Origin of the sequence: Galbibacter mesophilus (assembly GCF_023721415.1) — a bacterium.
Taxonomy (GTDB): domain Bacteria; phylum Bacteroidota; class Bacteroidia; order Flavobacteriales; family Flavobacteriaceae; genus Galbibacter; species Galbibacter mesophilus.
In genome coordinates this window covers 615,475-628,778 of record NZ_JAMQVC010000002.1, presented here as the reverse complement: position 1 = coordinate 628,778, position 13,304 = coordinate 615,475, and the positions used below count along the sequence as shown (strand labels likewise).

At 36.9% G+C, this 13,304-nt stretch carries 12 protein-coding genes; 2 read left to right on the top strand and 10 right to left on the bottom strand.

The window, feature by feature from the left end; all coding sequences use genetic code 11:
• Positions 1-5: 5 nt before the first annotated feature.
• Complete coding sequence (locus NDQ75_RS09535) at positions 6-863, top strand: outer membrane beta-barrel protein (protein WP_202027247.1); 858 nt, start codon at positions 6-8, stop codon at positions 861-863.
• A gap of 180 nt (positions 864-1,043) precedes the next feature.
• Here the strand turns inward: NDQ75_RS09535 and NDQ75_RS09530 are convergent, their stop codons facing one another.
• Together NDQ75_RS09530 and NDQ75_RS09525 are read right to left on the bottom strand one after the other, a co-directional pair.
• Positions 1,044-2,444, bottom strand: a complete 1,401-nt coding sequence (locus NDQ75_RS09530; protein WP_202027246.1) for a hypothetical protein — start codon at positions 2,442-2,444, stop codon at positions 1,044-1,046.
• An 87-nt stretch (positions 2,445-2,531) separates the two neighbouring features.
• Entirely contained in the window at positions 2,532-5,048 is a 2,517-nt protein-coding gene (locus NDQ75_RS09525; RefSeq protein ID WP_202027245.1) for a TonB-dependent receptor domain-containing protein, read from the bottom strand.
• 162 nt (positions 5,049-5,210) lie between these two features.
• On the opposite strand from NDQ75_RS09525, the gene NDQ75_RS09520 reads away from it, so the two are divergent.
• On the top strand, positions 5,211-5,711 hold the full coding sequence (locus NDQ75_RS09520; protein ID WP_202027244.1) for a hypothetical protein: 501 nt from the start codon (positions 5,211-5,213) through the stop codon (positions 5,709-5,711).
• A gap of 103 nt (positions 5,712-5,814) precedes the next feature.
• On the opposite strand, the gene NDQ75_RS09515 is transcribed toward NDQ75_RS09520, so the two are convergent.
• The 8 genes from NDQ75_RS09515 to NDQ75_RS09480 all read right to left on the bottom strand — a co-directional run bounded on the left by NDQ75_RS09515 (position 5,815) and on the right by NDQ75_RS09480 (position 13,304).
• Positions 5,815-6,243, bottom strand: coding sequence for a MerC domain-containing protein (locus NDQ75_RS09515; protein ID WP_207190414.1), 429 nt, complete (start codon positions 6,241-6,243; stop codon positions 5,815-5,817).
• 28 nt (positions 6,244-6,271) lie between these two features.
• A complete protein-coding gene (locus tag NDQ75_RS09510) occupies positions 6,272-7,093 on the bottom strand; it encodes a hypothetical protein (protein WP_202027243.1) in 822 nt (273 codons plus the stop codon).
• Positions 7,094-7,225: 132 nt separating this feature from the next.
• On the bottom strand, positions 7,226-8,041 hold the full coding sequence (locus tag NDQ75_RS09505; protein WP_202027242.1) for a prohibitin family protein: 816 nt from the start codon (positions 8,039-8,041) through the stop codon (positions 7,226-7,228).
• Positions 8,042-8,078: 37 nt separating this feature from the next.
• Positions 8,079-8,879, bottom strand: coding sequence for an SDR family oxidoreductase (locus NDQ75_RS09500; protein ID WP_202027241.1), 801 nt, complete (start codon positions 8,877-8,879; stop codon positions 8,079-8,081).
• A gap of 9 nt (positions 8,880-8,888) precedes the next feature.
• The gene (locus NDQ75_RS09495; RefSeq protein WP_202027240.1) at positions 8,889-10,919 is read right to left on the bottom strand and encodes a vWA domain-containing protein; all 2,031 of its coding nucleotides are present in this window, start codon (positions 10,917-10,919) and stop codon (positions 8,889-8,891) included.
• Between the two features lie 125 nt (positions 10,920-11,044).
• Entirely contained in the window at positions 11,045-11,791 is a 747-nt protein-coding gene (gene fabG, locus NDQ75_RS09490; RefSeq protein ID WP_202027239.1) for a 3-oxoacyl-[acyl-carrier-protein] reductase, read from the bottom strand.
• 126 nt (positions 11,792-11,917) lie between these two features.
• A complete protein-coding gene (sucD, locus tag NDQ75_RS09485; RefSeq protein ID WP_202027238.1) occupies positions 11,918-12,790 on the bottom strand; it encodes a succinate--CoA ligase subunit alpha in 873 nt (290 codons plus the stop codon).
• 94 nt (positions 12,791-12,884) lie between these two features.
• Complete coding sequence (locus tag NDQ75_RS09480) at positions 12,885-13,304, bottom strand: nuclear transport factor 2 family protein (RefSeq protein WP_202027237.1); 420 nt, start codon at positions 13,302-13,304, stop codon at positions 12,885-12,887.

Sequence of the window (13,304 nt, the reverse complement as noted above, 5' to 3'; positions counted from 1 at the left end):
TGAGAATGAATAAGTATATAAAATATGTAATTGTGTCTATTTCTTTTTTATTGGGGCATACTACAATTAATGCGCAACAATCAAAAAAGGAACTTTCTATACATCTGGGTAGCACCATTAACTTAATTTCCCATGGAATAAGCAACGAGGATACCAAAAGTAAATATGGAAACATTGTCGGTCTTTCATATTCTTTTTATTTTAATGATAATTGGAGTATTGGAATTGGAGTTGACTATCAATCATACCGATCTAGTATAGCATTGGAAAGTATTGAAGATAGTTACAACACAATAGATTTTGATGGAGATCTTTTCGAGTTCAGATACACTGCGAATAATTATAATGAAAGTCTAAAAATTGAAAATCTAAATTTTCCCTTAACTGTACAATACGAAACATCTGGAACAAGAACAAGGTTTTATGCACTTGCTGGAATAAAAGCAGGTTTTGTTTTAAACAGTAGTTACCAAACCAACATTACAAGCATTAAAACGAGCGGATATTACGCTCAATATAATGCAATATTAAATGACCCCGAATTTATTGGATTTGGTACCTTTAATGATATTAATACTTCTGAAGAGGATTTGAATACCGGAATGGCCTGGTTCACTACTCTTGAAGCAGGAATAAAACACTACCTAAACAACAAAAATGCAGTTTACATTGGGATATTTTTCGATTCCGGTCTCAACTCCATAATCGATCAAGAACAACAACAACAAGAAGTTGTTACTTACCCTACAGACGAATATCCAGTAGTACTAGAATACAATTCTATTACTCAGTCTAAATTTTCAGAAAAGATAAGATTTTCTACTTTCGGCTTAAAAATAAGGTTTGCATTTCTGAATAAGTAAATTAACAGAATGATTTTACCAATCTCATTTTGATATTACTAAAATTGATTCCTTGGAAACAAGACCTAAGCTTTCTTTAAAACTTTACACCAAAAAAGAGAAAGCTGTAACCAAAACGTCATAAATACGTGTAAAATTAAGAAAGTTAGACATTGCGTCCGGAAGTAAGTATTATTATTCTCAAGGATTCTGTGCTCCTGTAGGGCATCCGATAAAAAAGGAGTTGGTTACTACTACATTGGCGTCGTCTTTAGAAGATAGTCCGCCTTGGTACTTGGGGTCTGCCAATAAACCAGTGCCTTCCAATTGGTACACCGGGCCTACCAAAGTTACATTAGCTACATTCGCCATGGTTCTGGGCATCGTGCCCACCGATTTGGAACTGGAAACTTCCATACAAGCCGATCCAGACTCGTCTGCGGAATAGGGATTGCGCACAAGATATACATATTGAATATCGCCACTAAAACCTTGGTCCATATCCAAATCATCATCCAAACAATTGTAAACAGCAATGTATTTTAGGTTTATATTTCCACCAAACCACTCAATGGCATCATCGCCAGCGTAGTTTATCAGTAAGTGGTGGGCGTTGGTATCGTAACCAATTCCGCCAAAAGTAATACTATTTAGTTCATTCCCGGCAGAAACGGCTATACCAGCATATTCTACTCGCCAATACGCCAAATCTCCTGCGTTGTAAGAAGGATCGTTTCCTCCATACAAACCATCTTCTTCGTTTTCTCCCTGTATACCTTCAATAGCAATATCCACCCCTTTATTACTTGGGCCATTTCCGCAGAAAACAACACCACCCCATTTTCCTCTCGTTCGGGTTCCAGCCGGTGCGTTGGTGGTAAAAACGATAGGTTCCTCGGGTGTTCCCACGGCATCCACGAGGGAACCTCGATTGAACACTAATACTCCCGATTGAACGCCAACCGCCTCTTCTCCATAAATTACCGTTCCCGCTTCTATGGTAAGGGTTACGCCAGCGGTCACAAATACCTGTCCTTTTAATAAGTACTGTGTGTCTTTTGTCCACGCGGTGTTAGTGGTGATCCTACCAGTAACTTCCACAATATTATTCATGGGATATTCTTTATTTTGGGTATTCAATTGAAACCATTCTGAATCTGTATTCCAACCTGTGGCTCCTAAGTTGGCGCCATCGGCAGAAAAAGCACCGGAAAACGCAGCGGTTTCCATTTGGTTTACTCCTACTCCACTCGAGCGGTTTGGCTGTATTGGGACTAAGTTATTTGCAATGGGAATAGGTAGTTTTTCCAATTCAATAGCATTGGCATCAGAGGGGTTGGTGGGTTTTCCAAATTCATCGTTTATAAAGAAATCCAACGTGATGTTGGAAACTACATGAGTTTCCGTAGAGGCTGGATCTATAAAAACCGTAGTGGTATCGTTCTTTAAAAAGAGAATTCCGCGAACATCGGAATCGCCACTCCCCGTTTTTTCTACTTCTCCTTGATCTGGCGGTGGTAGAATTTCAATGGATTCACAAGCTTGAAATATGTTTCCTAAGAGGAATAAACTGATTGATATAGTATAAAATTGTTTTTTCATTTTAACTCCATTTAAAATTATCTTTCAGGAAGACCCGCATTATCCTATTCATTTTTGATTCTATGTTCATTCCTTTGGAATAACTTCCTAAAACGTATAATTTACTCCCACGCGATACGATTGATAGGTTAATCCGCGCTGCACTATTTTATCCACTTCTGCGCCTAAATTTCCATCGGTATTGGCGTCTTCAATAATGTTCAGCTCCGTATTTAAAAGGTTTAGCGCCGTAAAAGTAAGCCTCATTTTTTCTGAAATATTCAATGCTCCGCCAGCATTTAAAAAACCCCGTTCGTTGGTGTACCACGGAAACGTTTCTTGTCCGTCTCCAACGGAATACAGCGCACTTCCTTTATAGGCAAAATCCACGGTAAATTGTCCTTTATCATTTTTCAGTCCGTAAGTAAGTCCCGCATTTGCCATAAGCGGAACCTGTCCCTGTAAGGGTCTGGACGTTGAAAATTCGTTGGAATCTTCTCCCAAATCGATTACAGAATTGGTATAAGTGAGGTTTCCTGTAAAGAGTAACCGACTAAAAACCAGATTGCTGTTGTTGGATAGAAATTTAGCAAACTCAACTTCCACACCGCCAATTTCTGCGGACTGAGTGTTATCAAAACTAAACGCGGGATTATCAGCCTGTATCACATAAATCATCTCTATGGGATTCTTTATTTTTTTGTAGAAAGGGGTCAAAGAAAAATACTCGTTATTGCCGAATGCATATAAAAAACTAATATCGAGATGCGATAACGTGGCAGTTTGCAAGTCGGGATTCCCTTGAATATTGGCACGAAAATCAAAATCGAAGAATTGAAATGGTGAAAGTTCCCGAAAAGCCGGACGATTAACAGACTTACTAAAATTAGCTTTTACCGTTGCCTTTTCGCTAACACGGTATGCCACGTTAAAATACGGCAAATAACTATCTATATTCGTGTTAATGTCCAATCCCCCTGTTGCTAAATCCTGCCGAAAGATTTCATATCGAAAGCCAATGGCCGTTTTTAATTTTCCATCAATCCAAGAATTATCAAAACCTAAATAACTAGCTATTAGTGTGTTTTGAGCGTCGTAGGCGTCAAAAGAAGTAGTCCCATCATTTAAAAAATAACCTTCGGGTCCAAAGTTTTCCGAAGAAAAAACAGTTCCCAATTGGTTGAAAGGTACAAATCGTAATTCCGGACTCGTAAAATCATCTTTTACATTGGTAAGTAGTCGGGCGCCAAAGGTTCGGTTGTACACTTCGGCAAGAAAACCTGTTTTTATTTCAAAAACATCATCTATAAAATCATGATCCAAATCTAATCTTCCGGAAACAGTATAATCTTTTAAATCACTTCGGAAGCGAGCTCCTTGGTCTGCTTTGGAACTTTCTGGAATTACTAAAAAATAAGGATCCTCCGTACCTAAATTTCGTTGAGCCGCCGCCCTTCTTAAATCGGGTTCTCTTCTATTAAAATCTTGAAACCCAAGAGACCATTCTATATCGGTATCTTTGCCAAATTCATGATTCCCCAATAATCGGGTTAAGAGCATGGTTTTTTGTACCAAACCAAATTGAGTGTAGTATAATTCTTTATCGCTTAGCGGACTAATAAAATACCGAGACATGGCTTGATTATCACCTTGATTGGTATAGGAAATGTCCAAATTAAAATGATTATCATCATTCAGTTGAAAAAACCAGGCAGAATTAAGCATTAAAGACGTTTCGGTACTCCATGCACCATCTGTCATATAGTTTCTCAATTCACTAGACGTCACAGCAGTTCCCTCTCCTTCCGCCCTTTCGTAATTGGAATACCTTGCCCTTTGATAATGTGCTCCCGTGGTAGCATTTTCATAATGAAGTGAATTTATGGTACTCAATTTTTTATCGTCATTTTCAAATAATTTGCGTCCAAAGGCGAAACCAATATCAAAAGAAGGAGCTACATTTACAGCTTCAATGCCCCATCTATTGGGTAGTTTGGCACCTTCCGCTTCCCTTTCACTTCTTGTCATATTTTGAATTTCTGCAGCAGATGCGATGTCATTCGCCAAATCCCGATTGTTGGAACCAAACCCAAAATAATCTCCGAAGAAATCTCCATAATCCTCATTTCTAACCATTTGTTGAAAGGTTATATTATGTTGATATCCCACATTAACACTTAAGTTGGTAAAGTTTTCGTTCACATTGGCGGTTGTTTTGATATTTAAAGTAGCACCGCCCCACTCTCCGTTATTTACATAACTACCCGATTTAAAAATATCCAGTTCTTGAAATGCACTACTCGGAATTAATCCTAAAGCAAAAGCTTTTACTTTTTGTTCAGAAATGGGCGCCGCCAATCCGTCTACCGTTATAGAAGTGTACCGCGGACTCAACCCTCTAAAGGAAACCAAATTACCAGCTTCAAAACTTACCCCAGAAACCCTTTTAAGAAGCCCTGTAGCACTTCCTCCCACCTTGCCAATGAAATCGTTGGAAAGTATGTTGGTTATTTCTACGGAAGTAATATCGTTGTCTCGAACATGATACTCATTGCTATTTTGAGCCTGAAGAGATAAGCTGAATAGATAAAAAGTAAGTTGAATAGTACGGAAGCAGTATTTCATAGCTAAGAGGTATATTTTAACCTCTTCTAAATATATAAAATACTCGCATAAAAGACAACATAATTACCTTATCTATAGAATGTTATAATTTAATTTATGCGTTAATTCTTTATTTTTAAATGAATTATTTGTAGTTTTAGTTTAACCGAAAAAGAAAAATATATGAAAAAATTAATCATTTTAATGGTAGCAGTAGGCTTTGCAATAGTAGGCTGCGATACCAAAAAGAAAGATCTTACAGCAAAATATAAGGACCTGATGAAGCAATGCGATAGCGTTGAGACGGTACATGAAAAATTTGTGGAAGTACACAACGAAATGGCAGATGAACATAAAAAGTTTACCCAAGAATTACAGGGCATGGAATTACAGGATTCCACTATTTTGGCTGATGTTGCCAAGCATGGTGTAATTCTAAAGCGACATGATGCCATTATAGCGAGTCATGAAAAGCTAATTGAAGGGCACGAGTCTTTGGAAGATAATTTCGAAAACCTAACCGAACCGGAAATGGAAGCCGAAATCAATCAAATTAAGAAAGACTTTGATAAAATTCATTCGGAGCACACCTCCATGGAGGATGAGCACGACATGATGATGGAAGAACATGAAGCTATGATGCAAAAAATAGCTGCTAAAGAAGGAGAAATGGAAGAGGAATAATTTTCCTTTATCAATACTTAAAAAAAGAAACGCCGCAAAATTAAACTTTTGCGGCGTTTTTTTATTCCTAAAATACTTATAACTACTATTCCACTGCTGATAGCTATTTTGGATGTATACAGCATGTATCATCATCGCATTTACAGTACTTCACATTAACTATATGAAGTATTATCAGTATGGAAGTTAGCGCGTACATTAGAATTTCCGGTAAAGGAAATAAAGCTAATTTTTCATTGAAGATAAACAATGCAATTAAAATCCAATTTGTCCATAATGCAATTCTCATCCATTGTTTGGAAGTGCTTTTCGCCGACCAAAATATAGCGACCAAAGAAATTGAAAGAAACACAATATCTAAAATCGACCAAATAAAATGAGTTGATTCCTGCGCTTGAACATTAGCTTGGGCAATAAAAATTAAGGGAGTTGCAAGGCAATGTACTAAACACAATCCTGCTACCGATATCCCTATGGCGTTTGAAAAAGAGCTTAATTGAAATCTCGACTCTTTGATACTTCTTGTACGCATTTAAGTTTGTATGAAATAAAAATTATAATTAGTCTTTAAGGGTTACATTGCGAGTAACTTTATTAAAAGGACCAGGAATTAAATTTCCGTCGCTATCGATGAGTTCTAAGCTTACCGTAACTTCACCTTTTGGCAATCCTTTAATCACGTAAGGCACCCACTCTGTTAAGATAAACTCCTCTCCGTTAATAGTTGCCCGCACTTTATTACCGTCTTCAGAAAGTTCTGTGTTCAACACAAAAAAGTCTAACATCAAGTTTTTGGTGTCTTTTCCGCTATATTCCCCTTTTGGACGGCTGTAAATTAAAGTTGGCGCGTCCATATCCATTTCTAATGAATCTGTTGGATTGTTTCCTACCACCAACTTCTCAACTACCACAGAATTATCATTTTTTACAGACTCATGGTACGACCGACTTAAAAAAGCAACCAAATGATGTACGCCATCAGGAATTTCCTTTTTGAAACTTGATTCGTAATGAGCCGAATATGGTTGGTTGTTTACTATAAAATGAATATGCTGACCCTTACCGGAATTGGCTAATAAGTCTGCGTTGGAGCTCTCTGTTTGCGCTCCCAACTCGTAATTCTTCACCGTAAATGAAAAATCTACTTCACCACTTTTATTAATTTTTCCGCTTTTAGGCTTGTCCATCGATAGAACAGCGTCTGCATAGGCTGGAGAGTCTTCCAGTTTTTGAAGGGTAATTTTAGTTTCTTTCTTCTCAACCATTTGGTTTTCGGTTTCAATAGCCTCATTTTTTTCACTTTTCTTCTCCTCTTTACAAGCCGTAAAGCAAGAAGCTACTGCCAATACGGTTGCAAATACATATAATTTACTTCTTTTCATAACTTAAATTTTTAAGGGTTATTTTTAATTATAGATGTTGGAAAAGTCCCAAACGGATGCTTTTCCTTTATTTTCGATTGATAAATTTCCTAGTTTATTAGGTTTAAGAAGAGAGCCATTATATTACTAAATTTATTGATTTCCTAAAATTATAGGCATTCCTTCGTCGCCACTACCAATTACAATAACTTTAGAATTAGGCGATTCCGATAATTTTATGGTAGCTTCAATACCTTTATCTCTTAAAATTTTATCAGTTAACGATGCACTCAAAATTTGGTTCGCATCCGCTTTACCCTGCGCTTCAATACGCTGCTTTTCGGCTTCTTTTTCAGCCTTTTCTATTCTAAATTCGTATTCCAGCGATTCTTGTTCTTGACGCAACTTACGTTCAATAGCTTCTTTAATGGTTGGTGGGAGGGTAATATCCCTTACTAACACTTCATTTAATTGAACAAACTGATCTTTTAGAATTTCTTTGGATTCATCAAAAACCTCTTCCTGAATTGCATCCCTTTTTGAAGAATACAATTGTTCTGGTGTATATCTGCCGACAACACTTCTTGTAGCAGATCGTATGGCCGGTTGCAAAACACGAGAAACGTAGTCTATACCTTTTTCTTGATGCAAAGAGCCCAATTTATCATATTGTGGTTGAAACCAAACGGAAGCATCCAACTTAATCTCCAGTCCGTTTGAAGAAAGCACCTGCATTTTTTCAGAAACTTCCTGTTGTCTTACCTCATAAACAAAAACTTTATTCCAAGGCGCTACCAAATGAAATCCTTCTGATAAGGGAGGCTCATCGGTTACCACACCATCCCCAAAGGTTTCGAACAAAACACCAGCCTCACCCGAATCGATGGTAATGGTGGATTTTGCTACAAAAATGATTAAAGCAATTACTACAATTATAATAGGTATTCCAATTTTAGGTAATTTATCCATTTTAAAATATAACAGTTTTTATGATTTCTAATTTCAATTATCCATTATTGATAAAGCCCGGGTAGAGCGTCATTCCTCCGTCTACAAAAAGTGTAGTTCCATTCACGTATTCCGATTTATCGGAAGCTAACCAAACAGCGGCTTCGGCTACATCTTCTGGCTCACCAAGCCTATTATACGGAATTAATTTCAATAAATGTTTATGTTTCTCTTCATCTTTCCAAACATCTTCATTAATCGGAGTTTTAATGGCGCCAGGAGCAATACTGTTCACCCGAATGCACTTATTTGCAGTTTCTTGGGATATGGACCGCATCAATTCTGTAAGTCCGCCTTTAGATGCTGAATAATTAACATGTCCGGCCCAAGGAATTTCCTGATGCACCGAACTCATAAATATAATTTTTCCAGCAGATTTACTAATTTCTTCTACCAAGCCCCGTTTTAGGAAAAACTTCACCGCTTGCTTGGCACAGAGAAATGCTCCTGTTAAATTCGTGCGGATTACAGCGTTCCACTGTTCCAATGTCATTTCATCAAAAGGAGCGTCTTTTTGTATCCCTGCATTGCTCACAAGAATGTCCAAATTGTCATATTCATCGTAAACGGCTTCAAACATTTTTAAAACTTCTTCTTCGTTCCCCACATCGGCCTGAACTGCGAAAGCCTTTCCTCCACTATTTTTAATTGTTTCCACCACTTCTTTGGCGCCTTCTTCATCAGAATGATAATTCACCGCCACGCTAGCACCTTCTTTTGCCAAATAAATCGCTACCGATTTACCAATGCCGGAGCTCGCTCCCGTAACCAATGCCACTTGATTTTTCAATAATGCCATTTTGCTTTTTTAAATGAGTCCGTAGTATTTTCTTAAAAACCATTCAGCAGCTAGGGTTATTGAAAGTAAAATTAACAACCATTGCCACTCAATTAAAGGTACAATATTTTCTTTACTTTTTTGAACGGCCAAATACCGAGAATTTGTTAATAATTCTTCTTTAAGTATCTCAAAATCTTTGCTGTAAAATACTTTTCCTTCCGTTGTATTTGCCAGTTCGGTAAGTCTTTTTATATCTGGATTCACAAATTGTTTTTCTACATCATACTCCAAAATAGTAAAGCTACCAGCTTGTGCTATTTTTTCTGAAGTTTCCCTAACTGTAAAATCATAATTTCCAGCTGGCAAAGAACTTACATCCACTTGATAAAATGTGCCTTTGAAAAGCATCGGAAAGGTAACTGATTCATTGGTATCCTGATTTTTTACTTCAATTTCCAACGAAGCATTTGGGTCGAATACAAAATTTTTATCGTAATAGGACGCCTTTATCGTAATCGAAGCATTTCCGTAGTAAAAGGATTCATTTTCAACCGTTAATCGGCTTCTTTTCTTATTGGATGCCAAATACTGTATCAGTTTACCAAAAAAGTTGTCAAAAGTTTCCGTGCTTTCCATTTCCCTATAACTCGCGGATCGCCATTTCCAAATCCCTTCCCCAAATAAAATAGCGGCTTTTTGGTTGTTATCCCCAAAGGTTGCCAATAAAGGTTCTGAAGTTTCAATAGCGCCTATCTTTTTGTAAAGCAAGATTTCATTCGAACTTAAAAAACTTGCATTTCCCATACTTGATAAAAGTGGTGGAAAATCAGAGAAATCTATGTTTTCCACTTGGAAAGGACCGAAATTCGGATTTAGAACGGGTAAAAAATCCTCTTCTGAAGGACTTACGGTTTGCTGTAACCCTAAATCCATTGTATTCAGAAAACTCCAATTAGTATCTGTCCCGTCAATTATCCAATAATTTTGGTTAGAGGCTTTAATTTCTTCCAATACTCTTTTAAAAGCAACGTTGGGTTGGTACAAAATGTAGAGTTGAAAATCGTTTTCAATCTTGTTCATTTCCTCTACGCGAATAATGGAAGCTTTTCTGAACTCATTACTCTCAATGATCTTTTTTAAAGCGCCAATATCAGGGTGCAAAACATCGGTAACAATAGCGATATTGTTTTTTTCATCGATTACTTCAATGGCGAAAAGTTTGGTGTTATTGGTTTTATTTTTTTCTTCTGAAAGCGGCACTATTTCCGCTTTTAATTGCTGTACGCCAGTCTTATCGGCCAATAATTCGGTTTGGATAACTTCTGACCTATTCTCAGTATTAAAAGAAACCTTTTTTGAAAACACAACTTGATTTCCTTTTATAATTCTGAAATCTGAAGTCACTTCACTATCACCTTCGTAACTCAAAAATGCCTCTACCGGAAACTTATTCTTTAGGTATGCATATTTGTTTACGTTGAGTTGCGTAATCTTTAAATCACTAAATCTCGTAGTGTCTCCCAACACAATCGGATAAATAGGATTTTGATATTCTTTGGTGAAATATTGATAATCTTCTCCAAAAGTTTGATTACCATCGGAAAGTAGTACTACGGCAGAATTGGATTGTTTCTGAATACGTTTCAGACCTTTTAGGGAGGCGGCGATATTGGTTTGTTTTCCTTTAAATGTAACTGAATCGGAAGTATTCAATTTTTCATCAAAAGTAAATGTGTTGATTGAAAATTTTTCCCTTAGCTCATCATCATTAACAATGTTATCATGAATACTTTGAGAAACAGAATCAAACCCAAATTTCCTAATAGACGATGAATTATCCAGCAGTAAATTTAAAGAAGGTCTCTCAGTAAATACAGTTTTGTTGCTTATTTCCGGAGCCAATAGAAGCAAAAGCACCGTGAAAATGGTTACAAATCGCAACGCACCCGTAATTATATACATTTTAGTTACCGATTTCTTTCGGTAAAAAAAATAGGTGAGCAGTAATGAAACAGCTGCTGCCAGGATTAGCGAAATGAGCGGATTCGTTTCCAACATTAATTTTGATGATTTGGCGCTTAAAAACCGAAAGTTTATAAAGCTCTTAACTTTTTACCAGATAAGCAACTTTATAAACTTTCATTTACCATTTAGGACTTATAAAAATCTTGGCTTCTTCGCTTTTAGGTAAGCATTCCACCGTCAACTTGGAGAACTTGCCCAGTGATATAGTTTGACATATCGGAGGCTAGAAACACGCAAGCATTGGCAATATCTTCTGGTTGACCGCCTCGTTTCAATGGAATAGCATCTCTCCAACCTTGAACAACTTTTTCATCTAAAGCACCTGTCATTTCAGTTTCAATGAATCCGGGTGCCACTACATTGCTTCTAATGTTCCTAGACCCCAATTCTAATGCTACCGATTTAGAAAAACCAATAATTCCGGCTTTAGAAGCGGCGTAATTCGTTTGTCCGGCGTTTCCTTTTACACCAACTACCGAACTCATATTAATAATTGATCCTTTGCGTTGTTTTAGCATGGTGCGTTGCACCGCTTTGGTCATATTGAAAACCGATTTAAGGTTCACTTCAATTACCTTATCAAAGTCCTCTTCGGAAATACGCATTAAGAGGTTATCTTTTGTGATACCAGCATTGTTTACTAAAACATCGATAGCACCAAACTCTTTTATCACTTCATCCACTAATTCTTGGGATTCGGTAAAGCTAGCGGCATTACTTTTATAAGCTTTCGCCTTCACTCCTAATGCTATTAATTCTTTTTCCAATTCTTTAGCGGGTCCTTCAGAGGAACTGTATGTAAAAGCCACATCGGCACCTTGTTTTGCAAAAACTTCTGCAATTCCCTTACCAATTCCACGGCTAGCACCCGTGATGATGGCTGTTTTACCTTCTAAAAGTTTCATCTTTAATATTTAGATTTTAATTGTTTGTTATCGTTATATCAAATATAGCAAATACAGCGCTCCCCAAAACTAAAAACCCTGCAAAATTGCAGGGTTTTAATAATATATGTTGTTGTAACGGGATATTTATCCAATCACTTCAGCAACTTTTTTACCGATTTCAGCAGGAGAATCTACAACGTGGATACCACATTCTGCCATAATTCGTTTTTTAGCTTCAGCAGTATCATCAGCACCACCAACAATAGCACCAGCGTGCCCCATTGTTCTTCCTTTTGGAGCAGTTTCACCAGCGATAAATCCTACTACCGGCTTTTTGTTTCCGTTTTCCTTAACCCAGTTGGCAGCATCTGCTTCCAGTTGACCACCAATTTCACCAATCATGACGATACATTCCGTTTCAGGATCGTTCATTAATAATTCAACAGCCTCTTTTGTAGTTGTTCCAATAATTGGGTCTCCACCAATACCAATAGCGGTTGTAATTCCTAATCCTTGTTTTACAACTTGGTCGGCTGCTTCATACGTAAGTGTTCCTGATTTTGAAACAATCCCTACTTTTCCTTTTTTGAAAACAAAACCTGGCATAATACCTACTTTGGCTTCACCTGGAGTAATAACACCTGGACAGTTAGGACCGATCAATCTACAATCTTTATCTTTTATGTAATCTGCAGCTTTAATCATATCTGCAACAGGAATTCCTTCCGTGATCGTAATAATTACTTTAATTCCTGCATCGGCAGCTTCCATAATGGCATCTGCAGCAAAAGCTGGTGGCACAAAAATAATAGATACATCTGCACCTACTTTTTCTACCGCTTCTTTAACGGTGTTAAATACAGGTTTATCCAAATGCTTTTGACCTCCTTTTCCTGGAGTAACACCACCAACCACGTTGGTTCCGTATTCAATCATTTGTTCTGCGTGAAATGTTCCTTCACTACCTGTAAATCCTTGTACTATTATTTTTGAATCTTTGTTTACTAATACACTCATTAGGGTATAATTTTATTTAAAGCTTTACAAAAATAGTTTTTTGAATACGATTAATGAAATCTACTCAAAAAAATAATTTTTTATTTTTTATCTGTTATTTTTTGTTTTTGGATGGGATAAAAGAATTTAAATTTACCGGATTGTCATCGGCAAGCTGACTTATCTCGTAGCCTTTGTAAAGCTTATTGTCTTTAAACTCCCAAATTGTAATAAAGTGGGCCAAAGGCTGCTCTTCATCAATATTTTCAATGGTTTTAACGTGATAAGTATATCGCACCGACACCGCATTTCCTTCTTTAATTAGGTGGCTGATTTCCGTTCTTACTGAATGATAAGCTTCCGCCATATTCTCGGCTAACGCTATTAAATCGGTTTTATTCAGTTTCGTAAAACCTTTGCTACTGTTCCAGTAAAGCTCGCAATCATCATGTAGATAATCTTTAAGGACTTCCCTATTTTTAATAGGTTCCAGTTCGTAAAAATCCTTTGCAATTTTTTTGATTGAGTTTGCCAT

What these genes read in the sequence shown, in the direction of transcription:
- sucD (WP_202027238.1), bottom strand. Translation starts at nt 12,790, where the DNA reads ATGAGTGTATTAGTAAACAAAGATTCAAAAATAATAGTACAAGGATTT.
- NDQ75_RS09530 (WP_202027246.1), bottom strand. Translation starts at nt 2,444, where the DNA reads ATGAAAAAACAATTTTATACTATATCAATCAGTTTATTCCTCTTAGGA.
- NDQ75_RS09495 (WP_202027240.1), bottom strand. Translation starts at nt 10,919, where the DNA reads ATGTTGGAAACGAATCCGCTCATTTCGCTAATCCTGGCAGCAGCTGTT.
- NDQ75_RS09500 (WP_202027241.1), bottom strand. Translation starts at nt 8,879, where the DNA reads ATGGCATTATTGAAAAATCAAGTGGCATTGGTTACGGGAGCGAGCTCC.
- NDQ75_RS09520 (WP_202027244.1), top strand. Translation starts at nt 5,211, where the DNA reads ATGAAAAAATTAATCATTTTAATGGTAGCAGTAGGCTTTGCAATAGTA.
- NDQ75_RS09515 (WP_207190414.1), bottom strand. Translation starts at nt 6,243, where the DNA reads ATGCGTACAAGAAGTATCAAAGAGTCGAGATTTCAATTAAGCTCTTTT.
- NDQ75_RS09505 (WP_202027242.1), bottom strand. Translation starts at nt 8,041, where the DNA reads ATGGATAAATTACCTAAAATTGGAATACCTATTATAATTGTAGTAATT.
- NDQ75_RS09510 (WP_202027243.1), bottom strand. Translation starts at nt 7,093, where the DNA reads ATGAAAAGAAGTAAATTATATGTATTTGCAACCGTATTGGCAGTAGCT.
- NDQ75_RS09480 (WP_202027237.1), bottom strand. Translation starts at nt 13,304, where the DNA reads ATGGCAAACTCAATCAAAAAAATTGCAAAGGATTTTTACGAACTGGAA.
- NDQ75_RS09535 (WP_202027247.1), top strand. Translation starts at nt 6, where the DNA reads ATGAATAAGTATATAAAATATGTAATTGTGTCTATTTCTTTTTTATTG.
- NDQ75_RS09525 (WP_202027245.1), bottom strand. Translation starts at nt 5,048, where the DNA reads ATGAAATACTGCTTCCGTACTATTCAACTTACTTTTTATCTATTCAGC.
- fabG (WP_202027239.1), bottom strand. Translation starts at nt 11,791, where the DNA reads ATGAAACTTTTAGAAGGTAAAACAGCCATCATCACGGGTGCTAGCCGT.